This window comes from Pararhizobium polonicum, assembly GCF_001687365.1.
GTDB lineage: Bacteria > Pseudomonadota > Alphaproteobacteria > Rhizobiales > Rhizobiaceae > Pararhizobium > Pararhizobium polonicum.
The window spans coordinates 33,276-51,897 of the sequence record NZ_LGLV01000020.1; the positions used below are offsets into that span (position 1 = coordinate 33,276).

Below are 18,622 nucleotides of genomic sequence, written 5' to 3' on the forward strand. Positions count from 1 at the left end.
CACAATCGGTGGCGCTCCCGAGCCGGAATACTCAGGCCGCGCGGGCGGATTCGAGCGACATCGGCCGTTCCAGAACCGAACCGCCGATTTCGGCGACGGCCTTCATCCGCTCCAGCAGGTCGGTCGTCACGTCCCACGCGACGGCGACGGCATGGACGGAGCCGATCCGCTGCGGTTCGCCGATCCGTTCGCCGGGGCATCCCATCCGCCGGAACATCCGCTCGAGGAAGACATCGGTGACCGTGACGATATGGCTGAGGCCGGACGACAGCCCGAGTTCGCCGACGCCGCACATCAGTTCCGCCGCAGCGATCGTCACCTGGTTGGAGCCGCGATCCTGCGAGATGGCGGGATCGATGCAGAAGCGGCTGGATTCCCAGATGGAGGCGCTGCGTACCTGCGGATTGTCGCCGAGCAGGATCGGGAAGGTATCGTCGAGCATGTTCGGCCCAAGCGTCGGCAGTAGCCGCAGCGAGCCGCGCAGGCGTCCGGTCTGGTCGGAATAGGACAGGACATAGAGCGGATTGGCATCGTCATAGTGGTCGATCTCCCAGTCGCCGCGCACCGAGACGTCCCATTTGAGCAGATCGTGAAAGACGCGCTTGCGCAGCTTGAACATCGCGTCGATGTCGCGGGGATGGTGTTTGCCGGTGTTGCTGTTGAGAATTCTGATCATCGTTTGCTCCTGTGATCGAAAGCGAGGAGCAAATGCTGTCAGTGATCGTCAGCGGGCATAACTGTCGGTAGTGACAGGTTTCCGATACACGCGGATATGCGATGCTAGCCGGTACGTCCCAGGGACGAACCGGCTAGATAGGGTTCGTGGGTGGGCGTCGTAGGGGCTTGCGTGGCGGAAAGGTCAGAATGTCGGGATCAGATCGCGCCGGACCGCCTGGGCAACGGCCTGGCTGTTGGACACGACGTTCAGCTTGCGCCGGGCGTTGGTCATGAAAAAGCGGACGGTGCGCTCGGAAATGCCGAGGATGGTGCCGATTTCCCAGTAGCTCTTGCCGGCCGCCGCCCAGCCGAGCACTTCGGTTTCGCGGTTGGTCAGGGCTGCGGGGCACTCCTCCGGATCTGAAATCTCGCTGTCGTTTTCCAGAAGGGAGGCATGGAAGAGATTGGCCAGCAGTTGAAAGTCGCGCAGATGGCAGCGCCTGTAGGCGGGCCATTCCTCCGTCGGGACATCGGCCTGGATCGCCAGAAAGGCCAGCCGCCGTGTCGGGGCGGTGAGCGGCAGCGTGACGCCGTCGAGGCCGAGGCCGAGTTGCGTGGCGGTGGAAAACAGCGGCTCGCTCTCCGGGTGAAGCTTGCGGGCGGTTGCCCAGTCCACAGGCCTCAATCCGCCCATGGTCATCCGCAGGACCGGATCGATCCGCTGGTAACGCTTGTCGACATAGGTTGTGAGGCTACGCGCGCTGAAAGTGTGGTGCAGCCGGTGGATGACGAAGCCCGCGGTTAAGACGTCGACGTCGAGATAGAGCAGATTTGCAATGCTGAAAGTGCCGCGCATCAGGTCGAAAAACCGTTTTGGTTCAACGAGTTTCTCATTTTCCATAATGTCCAGCAGGTCAAAGAATGCCTGTTGGTCAGCCATGCTGCAATACCCTTTTATTTTAGGTATTTTAGCATGGTAACGGTTTAAGTCTTTGTCCAGTGCAATCTTTGGTTAACTGTGTAATTTTAATACATTAAACTATAAATTGTAATTTTGATCAATTTTATGAATAGACTGAGCCGGCTCCGGGCCGGCTCAGTCTGTGCTGAATTACGCCGGGTACGATGCTTCCACGACGGCGAGAGCGGCCATGTTGACGACGCCGCGCGAGGTAACCGACGGCGACAGGATATGGGCAGGCAGAGCCGTTCCCAGAAGGATCGGTCCGACATGCAGGCTGTCGGTCATCGTCTTGACCACGCCGAGCGTGATGTTGGCTGCGTCGAGATTGGGGAAGACGAGCAGGTTGGCTTCACCGGCTAGCGTGCTGTCGGGCATCACACGCTTGCGCAGGATTTCCGAGATGGCGGAATCCCCGTGCATTTCGCCATCGGCTTCCAGATCCGGCGCCAGTTCGCGAACCAGCTGCATCGCCTTGCGCATCTTGAAGGCGCTTTCCGAATCCCGCGAACCGAAGTTCGAATGGGAGACCAGCGCTGCGCGCGGGGTAATGCCGAACCGGCGGATTTCCTGGGCGGCCAACACCGTCTTCTCGGCGATTTCCTCCGCCGTCGGGTTGAAGGTGACGTAGGTGTCGGTGAGGAATGTCGCGCCGCGCTGTGAAATCAACAGGCTGAGGCCGGAAAAGTCGAGTACGCCTTCGCGTTTGCCGATGATCTGCGAAACGGCCCGCAGGTGGGCGCTGTAGCGGCCTTCGACACCGCAGATCAGCGCATCGGCTTCGCCGCGCCGCAGCGCCAGCGCGCCGATGACCGTCTGGTTGGTTCTGACGATCGTGCGGGCGGCTTCCGGGATGACGCCGAGGCGGCCGACCAGTGCGAAATACTCGTCGACATAATCGCGGAAACGCGGATCGCCTTCCGGATTGATCACTTCGAAGTCGGTGTCCGGGCGGATGCGCAGACCGTAGCGCTTCAGCCGGGTCTCGATGATGTGGGGGCGGCCGATCAGGATCGGGCGGGCCGTTCCGTCTTCGAGCAGCACCTGGGCGGCGCGCAGGACACGCTCGTCTTCGCCTTCGGAGAAGATCACGCGGTTCTTCTGCGCATTCTTGGCGGCAGCGAAGATCGGCTTCATGATGAAGCCGGAGCGGAAGACGAAGCGGTTGAGCTGATCGAGATAGGCGTCGAAATCGGTGATCGGCCGGTTGGCGACGCCGCTGTCGGCGGCGGCCTTGGCGACGGCCGGCGCAATGCGCAGAATCAACCGCTGGTCGAAGGGCGAGGGGATCAGATAGTCCGGGCCGAAGACCGGCGTTTCACCGGAATAGGCGCGGGCGGCAACATCGGACGGTTCCTCGCGGGCAAGGGCGGCGATGGCGCGCACGGCGGCCATCTTCATTTCCTCGTTGATCGTGCGGGCGCCGCAATCGAGCGCGCCGCGGAAGATATAGGGGAAGCACAGGACGTTGTTGACCTGGTTTGGAAAGTCCGAGCGGCCGGTGCAGATCATCGCATCGGGACGGGCTGCGCGCGCCAATTCCGGCATGATCTCGGGATTGGGGTTGGCGAGCGCCATGATCAGAGGTTTTTCCGCCATCTGGACCAGAAGCTCCGGCTTCAGGACGCCGGCCGCCGACAGGCCGAGGAAGACGTCGGCACCGGCAATGCTGTCGGCCAGCACGCGGTTTTCGCTGTCCTGCGCGTAGATCGACTTCCACTGGTCCATCAGAACCTCGCGGCCGACATAGACCAGGCCTTCGAGGTCGTGCACCCAGATGTTTTCACGCTGAGCACCGAGCGTGACCAGCAGGTTGAGGCAGGCAAGAGCGGCAGCGCCCGCACCCGAGGTGACGATCTTTGCCTTGGCGATGTCCTTGCCGGCCAGTTCAAGGCCGTTGAGAATGGCGGCTGCGACGATGATCGCGGTTCCGTGCTGATCGTCGTGGAAAACCGGGATATCCATCTTCTCGCGCAGCCGGCGTTCGACCTCGAAACATTCCGGCGCCTTGATGTCTTCCAGGTTGATGCCGCCGAAGGTCGGCTCCAGCGCGGAGATGACATTGACCATCTGGTCGATTTCGGGCGCGTCGATCTCGATGTCGAAAACATCGATGCCGGCGAATTTCTTGAAGAGGACGGCCTTGCCTTCCATCACCGGCTTGGAGGCCAGTGGGCCGATATTGCCGAGCCCGAGCACGGCCGTTCCGTTCGAGACGACCGCGACCAGATTGGCACGTGCCGTATAGTCGGCGGCGGTCGATGGATCGTCGCGGATCGCAAGGCAAGGGGCTGCGACGCCCGGAGAATAGGCGAGCGCCAGGTCGCGCTGGTTGCCGAGCGGCTTGGTCGGCTGGATCTCGAGCTTGCCGGGGCGCGGGTAACGATGGAAGAACAGTGCCTGTTCATCGAGATCGCCGCTTGCGGGAGCCGCTGGGGTCTTGGCCTTGTCGCCGGTGCTCATCTTTGTCTATCCCTACCTGTTCGTCGCGGCTCTTTTTGCATGAAACGGCCGCCTCGTACAGTTTCGAACCGACCGTTTATCCCCGGTTTTCCCGAACACGTGTTTCTCCCGGTCAATGGCTGGTTCCACAGGCTGTCATTCTCCTGAAACAAGAGTCTGTTTTTGAGGGGCCTGAAGAGAGGCCGATAGACCGTTGCGAGGCAGCATGACCGAGAAAGAGCACGTTGAAGCCATCAGGCATTTCAGAACCCTGTTCATTTCCGACGTTCATCTGGGATCCAAGGCATCCAAGACCGATTATCTGCTCGATTTCCTGCGCGTCACCGAAGCCGAAACGATCATCCTGGTCGGCGATATCGTCGACGGATGGCGGCTGAAGCGCAGCTGGTACTGGCCGCAGGCCTGCAACGACGTCGTCCAGAAGCTGTTGCGGAAAGCCCGCAAGGGTAGCCGCATCATCTATATCCCCGGCAATCACGACGAATTCATGCGCGATTTCCCGGGCGTGCATTTCGGCGGGATCGAGGTGGCGCAGCGCCACATGCACGAGAGTGCCGACGGCCGCAAATACCTGGTGCTGCATGGTGATGAGTTCGATGTCGTGGTGCGCAACGCGCGGCTGCTCGCCTATCTCGGCGACTGGGCCTATGACATGGCAATCCTGATCAATATCGGACTGTCGGCCGTTCGCCGGCGTCTCGGTCTGCCCTACTGGTCGTTTTCCGCCTGGGCGAAGCTGCAGGTCAAGCACGCGGTCAATTTCATCGGTGAGTTCCAGCAGGTCGTTGCCGACGAGGCGCGGCGCGAAAATGCCGACGGGGTGATTTGCGGCCACATCCATCATGCGGTGATCGAGGATATCGGCGGTATCCGCTACATCAACACCGGCGACTGGGTGGAAAGCTGCACGGCGATTGCCGAGCATCACGATGGCACGATGGAACTGATCACCTGGAGCCAGCTGAGCGGCGTTCCCGCCGTTCGCGAGGACACGGCCGAGGTGGAGGCGATCATGGCGCGGGCTCTTTCGCAACAGGCGGCATAAAACTGCGCGCACAGAGGCTGTCGGGAAATCTAGCTTCTGGCGCCGCTCCAAGCCGCTGTGATAAATCATGGGCGTATTCATCAGGTCCTCCCATGATTCCCTCGTCTCCGCCTCCTTACCGCGAGGAAGCGCCACCCTATTTCGTGCCGCGCATCGCCTTGCTCTTCTGCGCGCCTTTGGTCGTCAACGGCTTTGCCATGCCGTATTTTCCGGTCTGGCTAAGCACGCTGTCGCTGAACGATTTCGAGATCGGCATCATCCTGGCGGTGCCGATGTTCGTGCGGGTTATCACCGCGCCGCTGGTCGGGCTTTTGGCTGACAGGATCGGCGAGCGTGCCAAGGTGCTGATCTGGTCGGCGGTGCTGTCGCTGCTGACGGCGCTGGCTTTGTTCGTGTCCCACAGCTTCTGGTTCGTGCTGATCATCTATGCGCTGCAGGGCGGGGTCTATTCGCCCTATGTGCCGATCGTCGAGGCGATTGCACTCACCGGCGTGCGGCGCTGGGGATATGACTATGCGACCATGCGTGTCTGGGGCTCCGTTGCCTTCATCGGGGCGACGATGTTCGGAGGCGTGATGATCGGCCTGCATGGCGGCTCGATCGTGCTGCCCGCCATGGCCGGCGGTTTCGTGCTGATGATCCTGTTAACCTTCATCGCGCCGCATGTCGGGCGGCCACGCCGGCCATCGACCTTGACGGCGCTGACCGAGCCGCCGCCGAAAGCCCTGCGGAAACTCGATCTGCAATTGCTCCTGATCGGCGTGACGCTGGTCAACGGCAGCCATGCGATGCTGTTTGCCTTCTCGGCGATCTACTGGCAGCACATCGGCTTTTCAGGAACGCAGATCGGGCTCCTGTGGAGCGCCGGTGTCGCGGCCGAGGTGGCGATGTTTTTCTGCGCCAGGATGATCATCCGCCGGTTCAGCCTGTGGACGATGATCTTTTCCGGCTGCGGCCTTGCCGTCGTGCGCTGGATCGTCTTTCCGATGGATCTCGGTTTCTGGGGCTATTTCGCCCTGCAGTGTTTTCACGCCTTCACCTATGCGATCATGCATACGGGCATGCAGAACATTCTGGTCCGGCGCGTCTCGGAGGAACAGGAAGCCTCCGCGCAGGGGCTGTATTTCTTCTATACCGGCGTGTTCTCGGCGATCTTCACCTTCACCTCCGGCTATTTCTATACCTGGTTCGGCGTCCATGGTTTCTACTCGATGTCGGTGGTCGCGCTCGTCGGCTGCGGTTCGGCGCTGGCGGCCTGGTATCTTCAGCCCCAGAGATCGGGCAGAGGCGGGAACACCAGCGACGCCTCGTAGCGCAGGCCGGGTTCGCGGTCACGGGCCAGCAGCAATGGCCCGTCGAGGTCGACGAAATCGGCCCCTTGCGCCAGCAGCACCGCCGGCGCCATGCCGAGCGAGGTGCCGACCATGCAGCCGACCATGATTTTCAGGTTGAGTGCTCTGGCCGCATCGCGCATCCGCAGCGCCTCGGTCAGGCCGCCCGTCTTGTCGAGCTTGATGTTGACGGCGTCGTAGAGCCCGGCGAGTTTCGGCAGGTCCCCGGTCTTGTGAACGCTTTCGTCGGCGCAGACCGGAACGGGGCGGGGAACGGATGCGAGCAGGCCGTCCTTGCCGGCGGGCAGGGGCTGTTCGATGAGGGAAACGCCCGATTCGGCGCAGGCGGCGAAATGATAGGCGAGATTGTCTTCCGTCCAGCCTTCGTTGGCATCAAGGATGATGGCACTGGCTGGCGCTGCGGCCCGGACGGCGCGGATGCGCGAGGCGTCATCGGCCGTTCCGACCTTGACCTTGAGAAGTGCGCGATGGGCATATTGCTCTGCTTGTGCCGCCATCGTCTCCGGCTCCCCGAGCGAAATCGTGTAGGCGGTAGTCAGCGGGCCGGGCTCGGCAAGGTTGGCGAGGATGAAGGCGCGCTTGCCTGACAGTTTCGCTTCAAGGTCCCAGAGCGCGCAATCGACGGCGTTGCGTGCGGCACCTGCCTTCATCGTTTGCCGCAGTTCCTCCCGATCGATCCCGGCTTCGACCCGCGGCCGGATCGCCTCGATCTCGGCCAGCACGCTGTCAATGGTTTCGCCGTAGCGCGCATAGGGAACGCATTCGCCGGCTCCGGTGGAGACATCGTGGGAAAGACGGCAGGTGACCACGGAGGCTGTCGTCTTGCTGCCGCGTGAAATCGTAAAGCTCCCGGCGATCGGAAAGTGTTCGACAGCGGTTTTCATGAAACGGGGCATGGGCTTCTCCTGTGGCATCGATATCTCAGCGGCGGACCCGTTTGGTACGGAAACGTTTCAATCGGTGACAGATGGGGTTCGAGCGGCTATGAGTCGCTGACGTTTTATCAAATGCAGCCATCTCCGGAAGACCCAACAGACGTGACGCGTTCCCAAGAGAAAACCGACACCGACGTGCAGCTCGATGAGGCTGGCAAGGACGGGTCCCGGATTTACCGTTTCAGCGGTGATTGGCGGTGCGTCTCCATTCACACGGTCATGCCGCGGCTCGATGAGCTTGCGTCCGCGGGCGGGCCGGCGGGAAATGTCGATCTAAGCGCCGTGACCGCGATGGACACGGCCGGCGCCTGGGTCATCCGCCGATTCATGAACAGAATCGGCGATGCGACGCTGACCAGCGACAAGCCGCGCTATATCGAGCTTTTGAGCGCTCTTCCCGAAGAGTTGCCGGAGCCAGCTGAAGAGAGCAAGCCATCCGATTCTCTGTTTGTGCGTTTCTTTACCCCGATCGGCGCGGCGGTGATGTCGGCCTGGGGAGACACGATCGCGGCGATGTTCATTCTCGGCTCTGCCGTTCGCGGCGCGCAGCTGAAGCTCGGACGTCACAGCGGCTTGTCGCCGGCGGCAATCGTCAACCAGATCGACCGTATGGGCGTACAGGCCGTACCGATCATCACGCTGATGTCCTTTCTGATCGGCGCGATCATCGCCCAGCAGGGGGCCTTCCAGTTGCGCTATTTCGGTGCCGAGCTGTTCGTCGTCGATCTGGTCGGCATTCTGCAGCTGCGCGAGATCGGCGTGCTGTTGACGGCGATCATGATCGCCGGCCGGTCCGGCAGCGCGATCACCGCTGAAATCGGCTCGATGAAGATGCGCGAGGAAATCGACGCGCTCAAGGTCATGGGCCTCAGCCCGATCGGCGTCCTGGTGTTCCCGCGGCTCGTTGCGCTGACCGTGGCGCTGCCGCTTTTGACGATCATCGCCAATTTCTCGGCCCTGACCGGGGCTGCCGTGGTGACCTGGAGTTATTCCGGCATCACCTTCGCCACCTTCCTCGCACGTCTGCAGGAGGCGGTTGATTTCTCCTCGGTGCTGGCCGGCATGATCAAGGCGCCGTTCATGGCGTTGATCATCGGTGTTGTCGCCGCCGTCGAAGGCCTGAAGGTCGGTGGCAGCGCCGAATCACTCGGCAAGCACGTGACGCAATCGGTGGTGACGTCGATCTTTGTGGTTATTCTCGTCGATGGCCTGTTTGCTATTTTCTATGCGTCGATCAATTTCTGATGGGGGAGATTTTGCCGGTGCAGACCAGAGATGACAGGACGGCGGCGGAAGAGGAGCGCCGCGAAGGCGGTTCGGAGATCGTCCTGTCGGTGCAGGACCTGACGGTCGGATTCGGCTCCAATATCGTTCTCGACAAGCTCAATCTCGATATCTACCGCGGCGAAATCCTCGGTTTCGTCGGTGCGTCCGGCACCGGAAAGTCGGTGCTGATGCGCACCGTGCTGCGGCTTCTGCCGCGCCGCTCCGGGTCGATCAAGATTCTCGGTGCCGAATATGATGCAGTCAGCGAAGAGGAGCGCATGGAGCTCGACATGCGTCTCGGCGTGCTGTTCCAGCACGGCGCGCTGTTTTCGGCGCTGACGGTCAAGGAGAACATCCAGGTGCCGATGCGGGAATATCTCAACCTGCCGCAGGAACTGATGGACGAGCTTGCGCGGCTGAAGATCGACATGGTGGGACTGGCGCCGGAAGCGGCCGAAAAGTTCCCCTCCGAACTGTCCGGGGGCATGATCAAGCGCGCTGCTCTGGCCCGCGCGCTGGCTCTCGATCCGGATCTGGTTTTCCTCGACGAGCCGACCTCCGGTCTTGATCCGATCGGGGCTGCGGAGTTCGACAACCTGATTGCCAAACTGCGCGACACCCTGGGATTGACCGTGTATATGGTGACTCACGATCTCGACAGCCTGTTTTCGGTCTGCGACCGGATCGCGGTGCTGGGGGAAAAACGGGTTCTGGTCGAAGGCACGATCGAGGACATGCTGGCCTGCGACGATGCGTGGGTGAAGTCCTATTTCCAGGGCAAGCGGGCGCGCTCGATTGTCCGCGAGGACGATAAGCAGGCTTCCTGAAGACGCAGTGCTTTCAAGTGCTGCGTGAGTGATGTGATTGAAGCCGAGTAATTTGATTGAAGCAAGGAGCCGCAGTGGCGGCGTCCCCCAAGGGTACCGGTAGCAATGGAAACAAAAGCCAACTACACCATCGTCGGATTTTTCACCGTCATGGTCATCTTCGCGGCCTTCGGCTTCGTCTACTGGATGTCCCAGTATGGCCGCAGCGGCGAAATGGTGGAGCTGGTGATCAGCATTCCCGGATCGGCCAACGGCCTGAGCGTCGGTTCGCCGGTGCGCTTCAACGGTATTCCTGTCGGTTCTGTCCGCAATCTGGCGATCAATTCCAACGATCCGCGCTATTCGGTTGCCGTGACCGAGGTGTCCGCCGATGCGCCGGTCTTGAAGTCGACTACGGCGACGCTGGAAATCCAGGGCCTCACCGGTGCTGCCTATATCGAACTCAGCGGCGGCAACAAGGGTGAGGAAAACATCCTGCAGAAGGCGCTGGAGACCGGAAATTCGGCCCAGATGACGGCCGATCAGTCCAGCGTCACCAGCCTGCTTGCCACCGCCGACAAGATTCTCGACCGTGCGAATGGCGCGATCGGTGACATTCAGGGATTCGTCAAGGATGTGCGCGGACCGCTGACCGCCACGATTTCCAACGCCGAGCGCTTTACCAAGTCGCTTGCCGACAATTCGCAAGGCATCGATCAGTTCCTCAAGAGCGTCAGCGCTCTGTCCACCTCGATCACCGCTGCTTCGGTCAAGCTTGATTCGACCCTTTCGGCGGCGGACACGCTGGTGAAATCCGTCGATCCGAAGAAGATCGATCACATCGTCAGCAATGTCGAGAAGATGAGCAACGACCTGAGTGCTGCCTCCGGCGGCGTTGCCGATACCATCGCCTCGTTCAAGAAGACGGCCGAGACCTATGAGCGTTTCGGCGAAAAGGCGACGGCGACGCTCGATCGCGTCGATACGCTGATCGCGGCCGTCGACAGCCAGAAGGTGACCGGCGTCGTCAACGACGTCTCGGCAGCCAGTGCCGATGCCCGCAAGGCAGTTGCCTCGATTGCTGAGCTCGCCGATCGGATCAAGGGCCGTCAGAAGGATATCGACCAGATGATCACCGACGTGACCCAGACGGCCAGCAAGCTGAATGCCGCTTCCAGCCGCGTCGATGGGATTCTCGTCAAGCTCGACGGCTTCCTTGGCGATGCGGACGCGCCGTCGCTCTCGGCCGATGCCCGCGCGACACTCGATTCCTTCCGCAAGTTTGCCGACAATCTGAATGCGCAGATCGGCCCGATCGCCGAGAACCTGAAGCGGTTCTCCGGTTCCGGATTGCGCGATATCGAGGCTCTGGTGAGCGACACGCGGCGCACCGTGAACACGCTGGACACCACGCTCTCCACCTTCGACAAGGATCCGCAGCGGCTGCTGTTCGGCGGCGAAACCGTGAAGCAGTATGACGGGCGCACGCGCCGTTGACGCCTTGATGTCACGTTGTCCGTTCAGGCCTGTGATTTCTGCCGGCCGGAACCGCGAATCGGGTATGGCCTTGCAATGCGTCCGGTTTGCGTGGCACGGCTGCAAGCCTCGCCAGGTTTTTACCGTATCTGTCCCGGGTTGGGCGCTTTTTTGATTTGTTTTGGCCGGATCAGCCTCTAAGTTGCTGCTGATTGGCGAAGGATCGTGTTTGAAATGAATTTTCCCGGCGTTGCGAGTGGTCGAAAGGCAGGATTGATCCGGGCCTGCACAATCTTCGTTCTTGCGGCTGCGCTGTCGGCCTGCGCCAGCAAGGCGAGCAACGATACCTACAGCCTGTCCGCTTCGCCGATCATCGAAGGCCCGTCGTCCACTGCCAAGCAGATTCTCGTTCCCGAGCCGACGGCGCTGAAGGCGCTCGACAGCGATCAGGTCGTCATCCGGCTGTCCGGCTCTGAAATCCAGTATCTCGCCAAATCGCAGTGGAGCGACCGTCTTCCGAAGATGGTTCAGGCCAAGCTGGTGCAGGCGTTCGAGAATACCGGCAAGATCGGTGGTGTCGGCAAGCCGGGCGAGGGGCTCGCCATCGACTATCAGGTGATCACCGAAATCCGGTCGTTCGAAATATCGACGGTGGGGGGAAACACCGCCATCGTCGAGATTTTTGCCAAGATCCTCAACGATCGCAACGGCACTGTCGGCGTGCAGAAAGCTTTTCGCGCCACCATGCCGGTGCGTGGCAGCGGAGCGCCCGCGTTCGTCACAGCCCTTGACGGGGCTTTTGCCCAGGTCGCCGCCGATATCGTCCGCTGGACGCTGAAGGCCATCTGATCAGCTAACCGCAATCCGGTTGACGACCTCTGCGACGCCGGCAATGCTCCTTGCGGCGTCCTCCGCTCTTGTCGCCTCCACGGCGGTGGCAACCGTGCCCGCCAGCAGGATCGTGTTTCCCTTCGACACCACCGAAACATCCGATGCATCGAGCCCGTCCACCGTCGCCAGGCAATTGGCAACCCGGGTTTCAAGGTCGGCCTGATCCGGAGGAACAGTCCCTTCGGGTGGCTCGCCGTAAAATGTGCGTTCCTTGAAGACCATGGCTCCGTTCTCCGGTTTCGGTTGTCTGCCGATAACGCGGCTGAAACGCTTTTGTTCGGGCCTGTTCCATTCGAAACAGCGCGGATAAGCGGCTCATGAGAGTGTTGGGTCACTGGATGAGACAACCTCATCAGCAACCAACAGAGGAGAAGCCATCATGCGCAAGTTCATCATTTCCGCCGCCATCGCCGCCGTCGCCGCCCTTTCGTTTGCCACCCCCTCGCAGGCCGGCGGTCATGGCCATCACCGGCACCATGGCCATCATCACGGCGGCGGGTTTTCGATCGGGTTCTTCGATACCGGCTACTATGGCGGTGGCTACTACGGTGGCGGATATTACGAGCCGTCCTGCTACATCCAGAAGGTGAAGCGCTGGGACAAGTGGGGCAACCTGCGCATCAAGAAGATCAGAATCTGCGACTGATCCCCCGGCGTTGCACTCAACGAAAGACCCGGCCGTTTGCGCGGCCGGGTCTTTCGTCTGGAAAGAGGACCTGCATCAGGGCCAGCGGACCACCGGCGGCAGCGACGACAGGATCGAATCGACATTTCCGCCGGTCTTCAGGCCGAAGATCGTTCCCCGGTCGTAAAGCAGGTTGAATTCGACATAGCGGCCACGGCGCACCAATTGCTCGTCGCGGTCTTCTTCCGTCCATGATTTGTTGAAGTTGGCCCGCACGATCTTCGAATAGATCAGGCTGAAGGCCTTGCCGACATCCTGGGTGAAGGCAAAATCGGCGTCCCAGCCGCCCTTTTCGTCATCCGAATGCTGCCAGTCGAAGAAGATGCCGCCGACGCCACGCGCCTCGTTGCGATGTTTCAGGAAAAAATACTCGTCGCACCACTGCTTGAAACGCGGATAGTCGGCAACTTCGTGGCGCTTGCAGGCGATCTCCATGCCGCGATGAAACAGCATCGTATCGGGATCGGTCTGCGTGCGGCGGCGATCGAGCACCGGTGTCAAATCGGCGCCGCCGCCGAACCAGTGGCTGGTGGTGACGACCATGCGGGTGTTCATGTGCACGGCGGGCACATTGGGATTGACCGGATGAGCGATCAGCGAAATTCCGGAGGCCCAGAAGGTCGGGTCCTCATTGGCGCCGGGGATCTGGCTGCGGAATTCCGGCGAGAATTCGCCGTGGACCGTCGACGTATGGACGCCGACCTTTTCAAAGACGCGGCCTTCCATCATCGACATGCGGCCGCCACCGCCGGCGCCTTCGTCGCGCAGCCAGTCCCTGGCCATGAAACGGCCCGGTTCGCGGTCGGACAGCGGGCCTGCCAGTTCGTCCTCGATGGTTTCGAACGCAGCGCAGATGGTGTCGCGCAGGGATTGGAACCATGCCGTGGCTTTGGCTTTCTTGTCCTCGATATCCGCGGGCAATCCCTGCGGCAGGTTCGGTCGTTCCATGAAAAGTGATCCTGTTTGGCGGGTAAAGCGCGTCGCATGAATGCGTTGGGCGCCGCCGTGCTTCATTTCTTTGTCTTATCTATGCCGTGGTCCCAAAGCCGCTGCGCATTTTTGGGTGACATGCAGCCGGAGCGGCCCGAAACCGCCGATTCGCATATTGGCTGACAGTTCATATTTTTGCCATCTCTGGCAACGGTCGAGCGTGCTCCCGGTCAGTCTGCCGCAGGGCGGGGCAATGAAATTCCGGCTGGCAAAAGCGGCAATATCTCCCTATCTTCGGTTTCGAGGCTCAACTGGCGAAAGGTGAGCTTATGGCAAGGATTCCGGCAGGGCCGCCGCTCGACGGGTTGAAACGTCAGATCGCCCGGCACCGCAATGGCAAACCCGCTCGCAGCGACGGATTGTTCGTGCGCGAAACGTTCCGGCTCGACCGTGTCCATGCCCGGGAAAAGGCACAGGAATGGTTCGATGCCTGGCCGAAGGCGGCTTATTGGACCGAGGTCGAAAGCTGGCGTCAGCTTGACGGCGACGAGATCGAATTCACCATGCGACGCCTGCCCAGCGCCGATTGATGTCTGAAAGACGCCGGGACTGCGCTTGCCAAGCGATAGAGGTGACCTCAGAGCGCATCCGGTTTTGGCGCCTGGCAGGCTCCGGCGCTGTCCGCTTCGCCTGCATGCTCGAGCAGATAGGCGCCTGTACCCGCCTGCGAATAGGCGTCATCGGGATTGCGTAGCGGACAGTCCCGCATCGAAAGACAACCGCAGCCGATGCAGGAAGTCAGCTGGTCGCGCAGCGCGGTCAGCTTGGCGATCCGCTCGTTCAGGTCCGCCTTCCAGTGTTCCGACAGGTGGGCCCAGTCACTTGCCAGCAATTGGCGGTCGTCGGGCAGGGTGGAGAGCTCTCTCTGGATATCGGCGAGCGGTATGCCGGTGCGCTGAGCAATCTTGATGACGGCGATGCGGCGCAGCACGTTGCGCGGATAGCGGCGCTGGTTGCCCTGGCTGCGCATGCTTTTGATCAGGCCCTTGGTCTCGTAGAAATGCAGGGTGGAAACCGCCACGCCGCTGCGTGCGGCGACCTCTCCGACGCTCAGTTCACGGCGCAGCAGATCGTTTCGATTTTTTTCCGGCATGGCTCTTGACCTCAAGTTTAGTTGAGATCTTATACCGTGAGTTCCACGGGTTCAACAATGGAGCATTCGCAACTATGAACGAAAAAATGACCATCGCCATCGTCTATGGCAGCACACGCCAGGGCCGCTTTTGCGATACGATCGTCAACTGGACCCTGACCGAACTCTGGGCCGAAAGCGGTGTCCGCGTCATCCTGATCGATCCGCTCCAACTCAAGGGACCGGCCGAGAACGCAGCGGTGAGCGAAGCTGCACTGGAGGTCAAGATCGGTGAAGCCGATGCCTTCATCGTCGTGACGCCGGAGTATAATCATGGTTATCCGGCGGCGCTGAAAGAGCTGATCGATAGTTGCTACGAGCCCTGGCATGCAAAGCCTGTCGGTTTCATCTCCTATGGCGGCGTCTCGGGCGGATTGCGGGCGGTCGAGCAGCTGCGCCAGGTGTTCGCCGAACTGCATGCCGTTACACTCCGCGACAGTGTCAGTTTCGCCAATGCCTGGGCGCAGTTCGACGAGGCCGGAAACCTGTTCAAGCCGGCGGAGGCCAAGGCCGCGCTGACGGTGATGTTGCGGCGGCTGAAATGGTGGGCAAGGGCGCTGAAGGCCGCGCGGGTTGAAAATGCCTATGGCGAGGTCGCCGCGTGAGAAAAGCCGGCAGGCTTCAAGCCGAGACCTGCCGGATCGCTTCGCCCGCGATCATCGCCACCGACATGGCGACGTTCAGTGAGCGCTGCCCCTCGACCATGGGGATGATGATGCGCCCGTCCGCTTTGTCGTGGACGTGATCGGGGACGCCGGCGCTCTCGCGGCCGAAGAGCAGGGTATCGCCGGGCTGGAAATGGAAGCGCGTATAGGGTTCGGCAGCCTTGGTGGATGCCAGGACCAGCCTGCGGCCCTGCGCCAGCCGTGCGTCTTCGAACCGCTCCCAGTTGACGTGCCGGGTCAGCGTCACCGAGGCGATGTAATCCATGCCGGCGCGCTTGAGGTTCTTGTCCGACAGATCGAAGCCCGCGGGCTCGATGATATCGACGGCGAGCCCGAGGCAAGCGGCAAGGCGCAGGATCGTGCCGGTATTGCCGGGGATGTCCGGCTGGTAGAGTGCGATGCGGAGCGGATGTGATGACATATCAACAAGTCTTATGGGGTCCATCACTGCCCGTAATCAATCTGTGCCGTAATGGCAACAGCAACTGGCCAGCGCCAGAAGTGATGAAAAAAGTGCCTGCGACAATCTGGCATATCGTCGCGAAACACTTTATGTCTGCTGCATCTTCAACGCGAACCACAGGAGGCATGCATGGATTACCGAATGATCACCAGCCTCCAGGCTGTGCCTCCAGTCCGAATGGACTGACCGGTTTCGCGCTTTTCCTTATTTGGCACCATTGCGCTCGACCGCCCGCTTTCCGGACGAACACGTCTCGCGTGCAAGATTGAGCTGTTCTTCCTGTTTTTGACTTTCTGATCGATGAATGCGGGGCTTCCCGCCTTCCTTCACAGGATTCCTGAAGGAGCTTGATAATGTTCGGCTGGTTTGAATCCCGCCTCAATGCCTATCCCGCCGAGGAGCCCAAGGTTCCGCCGCAGGGTCTGTTTGCGTTCTGCTGGCACTACACGAAGCCGGCGGCCCCCTGGCTGCTGACCATGTCGATCTGCACCATGCTGATCGCCATCGGCGAAGTGGCGCTGTTCCAGTTCCTCGGCAATGTCGTCGACTGGCTGTCGTCTGCCAGGCAGGATACGTTCCTGGAGAGCGAAGGCACGCGCCTGTTCTGGATGGGCGCGCTGATCCTGATCGGCCTGCCGGCCATCGTCGCCTTCGATTCGATCATCATGCATCAGGTGCTGCTCGGCAACTATCCGATGATCGCCCGCTGGCAGATGCACCGGTATCTGCTGCGCCAGGGCATGACCTTCTTTGCCAACGAGTTTGCCGGCCGTGTCGCCACCAAGGTGATGCAGACCTCGCTTGCCGTGCGCGAAACGGTGATGAAGATCCTCGATGTCTTCGTCTATGTCGTCAGCTACTTCGTCTCGATGCTGGTCGTGGTTGCGGCGGCCGATTGGCGGCTGCTGGCGCCGCTGGTCGTCTGGATCATCACCTATATCTGCATCGTCAGCTATTTCGTGCCGCGCCTGCGCAAGATTTCCAAGGATCAGGCGGATGCGCGCTCGATGATGACCGGCCGCGTCGTCGACAGCTATACCAATATCGCCACGGTGAAGCTGTTTTCGCATGCGGGCCGCGAGGAGGTCTATGCCAAGGAAAGCATGGATGCCTTCCTGCAGACCGTGCACCGGCAGATGCGCAAGGTGACGCTGTTCCATGTGCTCGTCTACACCAACAACTGTATCGCGCTGTTCTCGATCTCGGCGCTCGGCATCTATTTCTGGATGACCAGCGGCATGTCGGTGGGCTCGGTCGCCATTGCCGTGTCGCTGGCCATGCGGATCAACGGCATGTCGCAATGGGTGATGTGGGAGGTCTCGGCGCTGTTTGAAAACATCGGCACCGTCTATGACGGCATGAGCATGATGACCAAGGCGCATGACATCGTCGACAGTGACGATGCCAAGGTGCTGAAGGCGCCGCAGGGCGCGATCGCGTTCGAGAACATCGGCTTCCACTACGGCAAGAACAAGGGCGTCATCGACAACCTGTCGCTCGATATCAAGCCGGGTGAAAAGATCGGTCTTGTCGGCCGCTCAGGTGCGGGCAAGACGACGCTGATGAACGTGCTGCTGCGCTTCTACGATCTCGAATCGGGCAGGATCCTGATTGACGGACAGGACATCGCCACGGCGACGCAGGACAGTCTGCGCGGCCAGATCGGCGTGGTGACGCAGGATACCTCGCTGCTGCACCGCTCGATCCGCGACAACATCGCCTATGGTCATCCGGAAGCGGATGACGCCGACATCATCGCCGCGGCCAAGCGGGCCAATGCCTGGGACTTCATCGAACTGCTCGAGGACAACCAGGGCCGCAAGGGCTTGGATGCGCAGGTCGGCGAACGGGGCGTCAAGCTGTCCGGCGGCCAGCGGCAGCGTATCGCGATCGCCCGCGTCTTCCTCAAGGACGCGCCGATCCTGATCCTCGACGAGGCGACGTCGGCGCTGGATTCGGAAGTGGAAGCCGCGATCCAGGAAAACCTCTTCGCCCTGATGAAGGGCAAGACGGTGATCGCGATCGCCCACCGCCTGTCGACGCTGACGGAGATGGACCGGCTGGTGATCCTCGAAGCCGGCAAGATCGTCGAGACCGGCAGCCATGCCGAGCTGATCGCCAGGAGCGGCCTTTATGCCGATCTCTGGTCGAGACAGTCCGGCGGCTTCATCGCAGACGATGCGGAAAAGGAAGTGGCGGCGGAATAGGTTCGCTTCCAGCGCGCTCGGCGAACATCGCGTCGACGCGCGCAAGATCCACCGCGGATCACGATCGATTCGCGGTGGTCTGCTGTTAGAAAGAGTATCGAGATCCTGATTCGTTGAAACGGACACTGTTGGTGGCAAGGCGAGGTGCGATGTGAGGTTCAGCGCCTTTTTAGAGAATGCGACACGCTGGGGGCGGCAGATCAAGCGGGATGTCGTGGCTTTGTGGATCGCCGCACGAGACCGTCGAACGCCGCTTGCGGCAAAGCTGGTTGCCGGTGCCGTCGCCGCCTATGCGCTATCTCCGATTGACCTCATTCCGGACTTCATCCCGGTTTTCGGTTACCTCGATGACCTTTTGATCGTGCCGCTCGGTATTCTGCTGGCCGTGAAACTGGTGCCTGTTGGTCTCATGATGGAGTTTCGCGCCACCGCCGCAGAGCGCCATGGTCGTCCCGTCAGCCACGCCGGTCTTGCTATTATCATCGCCATTTGGCTTTGCGCCGCCGTTTTGACTGCCTGGTGGGTTTGGACCGGTCCCTTTGGGGGCATGACAGCCCACCAAACATGAAATTTTGGACACATTTCGCCCGGTGCTTTGCCGCAACGGCGAAAGCGCCTATATCGGAAC

General features: G+C 61.1%; 19 protein-coding genes. 11 read left to right on the forward strand and 8 right to left on the reverse strand.

The annotated features are described in order from the left end of the window. Positions 1-31: 31 nt before the first annotated feature. The 3 genes from ADU59_RS26750 to ADU59_RS26760 all read right to left on the reverse strand — a co-directional run bounded on the left by ADU59_RS26750 (position 32) and on the right by ADU59_RS26760 (position 4,081). Entirely contained in the window at positions 32-676 is a 645-nt protein-coding gene (locus tag ADU59_RS26750; RefSeq protein ID WP_068958400.1) for an acyl-homoserine-lactone synthase, read from the reverse strand. 183 nt (positions 677-859) lie between these two features. Next, positions 860-1,597 (reverse strand): helix-turn-helix transcriptional regulator, encoded by a 738-nt coding sequence (locus tag ADU59_RS26755; RefSeq protein ID WP_068958403.1) that lies wholly within the window; start codon positions 1,595-1,597, stop codon positions 860-862. 171 nt (positions 1,598-1,768) lie between these two features. Further along, on the reverse strand, positions 1,769-4,081 hold the full coding sequence (locus tag ADU59_RS26760; RefSeq protein ID WP_068958405.1) for an NADP-dependent malic enzyme: 2,313 nt from the start codon (positions 4,079-4,081) through the stop codon (positions 1,769-1,771). 205 nt (positions 4,082-4,286) lie between these two features. On the opposite strand from ADU59_RS26760, the gene ADU59_RS26765 reads away from it, so the two are divergent. Both ADU59_RS26765 and ADU59_RS26770 read left to right on the forward strand, forming a co-directional pair. Then, the gene (locus tag ADU59_RS26765) at positions 4,287-5,126 is read left to right on the forward strand and encodes a UDP-2,3-diacylglucosamine diphosphatase (RefSeq protein ID WP_068958407.1); all 840 of its coding nucleotides are present in this window, start codon (positions 4,287-4,289) and stop codon (positions 5,124-5,126) included. Between the two features lie 92 nt (positions 5,127-5,218). After that, complete coding sequence (locus tag ADU59_RS26770; protein ID WP_068958409.1) at positions 5,219-6,439, forward strand: MFS transporter; 1,221 nt, start codon at positions 5,219-5,221, stop codon at positions 6,437-6,439. Here the strand turns inward: ADU59_RS26770 and dgcA are convergent. Beyond that, positions 6,391-7,374 (reverse strand): N-acetyl-D-Glu racemase DgcA, encoded by a 984-nt coding sequence (gene dgcA, locus ADU59_RS26775; RefSeq protein ID WP_068958411.1) that lies wholly within the window; start codon positions 7,372-7,374, stop codon positions 6,391-6,393. The genes ADU59_RS26770 and dgcA overlap by 49 nt on opposite strands. 141 nt (positions 7,375-7,515) lie before the next feature. Between dgcA and ADU59_RS26780 the strand changes: the two genes are divergently transcribed. From ADU59_RS26780 to ADU59_RS26795, 4 genes are all read left to right on the forward strand, one after another. Then, positions 7,516-8,658 carry an MlaE family ABC transporter permease gene (locus ADU59_RS26780; protein ID WP_099050948.1) on the forward strand — a complete coding sequence of 381 codons (1,143 nt, stop codon included), beginning with the start codon at positions 7,516-7,518 and terminating at the stop codon, positions 8,656-8,658. A gap of 11 nt (positions 8,659-8,669) precedes the next feature. After that, a complete protein-coding gene (locus ADU59_RS26785) occupies positions 8,670-9,506 on the forward strand; it encodes an ABC transporter ATP-binding protein (RefSeq protein WP_425332062.1) in 837 nt (278 codons plus the stop codon). A 105-nt stretch (positions 9,507-9,611) separates the two neighbouring features. Next, positions 9,612-10,982 carry an MlaD family protein gene (locus tag ADU59_RS26790; RefSeq protein ID WP_068958417.1) on the forward strand — a complete coding sequence of 457 codons (1,371 nt, stop codon included), beginning with the start codon at positions 9,612-9,614 and terminating at the stop codon, positions 10,980-10,982. A 213-nt stretch (positions 10,983-11,195) separates the two neighbouring features. After that, the gene (locus tag ADU59_RS26795; protein WP_068958419.1) at positions 11,196-11,810 is read left to right on the forward strand and encodes an ABC-type transport auxiliary lipoprotein family protein; all 615 of its coding nucleotides are present in this window, start codon (positions 11,196-11,198) and stop codon (positions 11,808-11,810) included. On the opposite strand, the gene ADU59_RS26800 is transcribed toward ADU59_RS26795, so the two are convergent. Continuing rightward, the gene (locus ADU59_RS26800; protein WP_068958421.1) at positions 11,811-12,074 is read right to left on the reverse strand and encodes a BON domain-containing protein; all 264 of its coding nucleotides are present in this window, start codon (positions 12,072-12,074) and stop codon (positions 11,811-11,813) included. A 157-nt stretch (positions 12,075-12,231) separates the two neighbouring features. Here ADU59_RS26800 and ADU59_RS26805 point away from each other — a divergent pair, with 157 nt between their 5' ends. Beyond that, positions 12,232-12,498: a hypothetical protein gene (locus ADU59_RS26805; RefSeq protein WP_068958423.1), complete on the forward strand. Its 267-nt coding sequence runs from the start codon at positions 12,232-12,234 to the stop codon at positions 12,496-12,498. A gap of 75 nt (positions 12,499-12,573) precedes the next feature. Here ADU59_RS26805 and hemF read toward each other — a convergent pair whose 3' ends face one another. Next, entirely contained in the window at positions 12,574-13,485 is a 912-nt protein-coding gene (hemF, locus tag ADU59_RS26810) for an oxygen-dependent coproporphyrinogen oxidase (RefSeq protein ID WP_068958425.1), read from the reverse strand. Between the two features lie 311 nt (positions 13,486-13,796). Between hemF and ADU59_RS26815 the strand changes: the two genes are divergently transcribed. Then, complete coding sequence (locus ADU59_RS26815) at positions 13,797-14,057, forward strand: hypothetical protein (RefSeq protein WP_068958427.1); 261 nt, start codon at positions 13,797-13,799, stop codon at positions 14,055-14,057. Positions 14,058-14,104: 47 nt separating this feature from the next. Here the strand turns inward: ADU59_RS26815 and soxR are convergent, their stop codons facing one another. After that, positions 14,105-14,620: a redox-sensitive transcriptional activator SoxR gene (gene soxR, locus ADU59_RS26820; RefSeq protein WP_068958429.1), complete on the reverse strand. Its 516-nt coding sequence runs from the start codon at positions 14,618-14,620 to the stop codon at positions 14,105-14,107. A gap of 74 nt (positions 14,621-14,694) precedes the next feature. Between soxR and ADU59_RS26825 the strand changes: the two genes are divergently transcribed. Further along, positions 14,695-15,264, forward strand: coding sequence for an NADPH-dependent FMN reductase (locus ADU59_RS26825; RefSeq protein ID WP_068958432.1), 570 nt, complete (start codon positions 14,695-14,697; stop codon positions 15,262-15,264). Between the two features lie 16 nt (positions 15,265-15,280). Here ADU59_RS26825 and ADU59_RS26830 read toward each other — a convergent pair whose 3' ends face one another. Next, positions 15,281-15,745 carry a tRNA (cytidine(34)-2'-O)-methyltransferase gene (locus ADU59_RS26830; RefSeq protein ID WP_068958434.1) on the reverse strand — a complete coding sequence of 155 codons (465 nt, stop codon included), beginning with the start codon at positions 15,743-15,745 and terminating at the stop codon, positions 15,281-15,283. A gap of 395 nt (positions 15,746-16,140) precedes the next feature. On the opposite strand from ADU59_RS26830, the gene ADU59_RS26835 reads away from it, so the two are divergent. Both ADU59_RS26835 and ADU59_RS26840 read left to right on the forward strand, forming a co-directional pair. After that, entirely contained in the window at positions 16,141-17,994 is a 1,854-nt protein-coding gene (locus ADU59_RS26835; RefSeq protein ID WP_068958436.1) for an ABC transporter ATP-binding protein, read from the forward strand. A 151-nt stretch (positions 17,995-18,145) separates the two neighbouring features. Next, positions 18,146-18,562, forward strand: coding sequence for a YkvA family protein (locus ADU59_RS26840; protein WP_068958438.1), 417 nt, complete (start codon positions 18,146-18,148; stop codon positions 18,560-18,562). Positions 18,563-18,622: the final 60 nt, after the last annotated feature.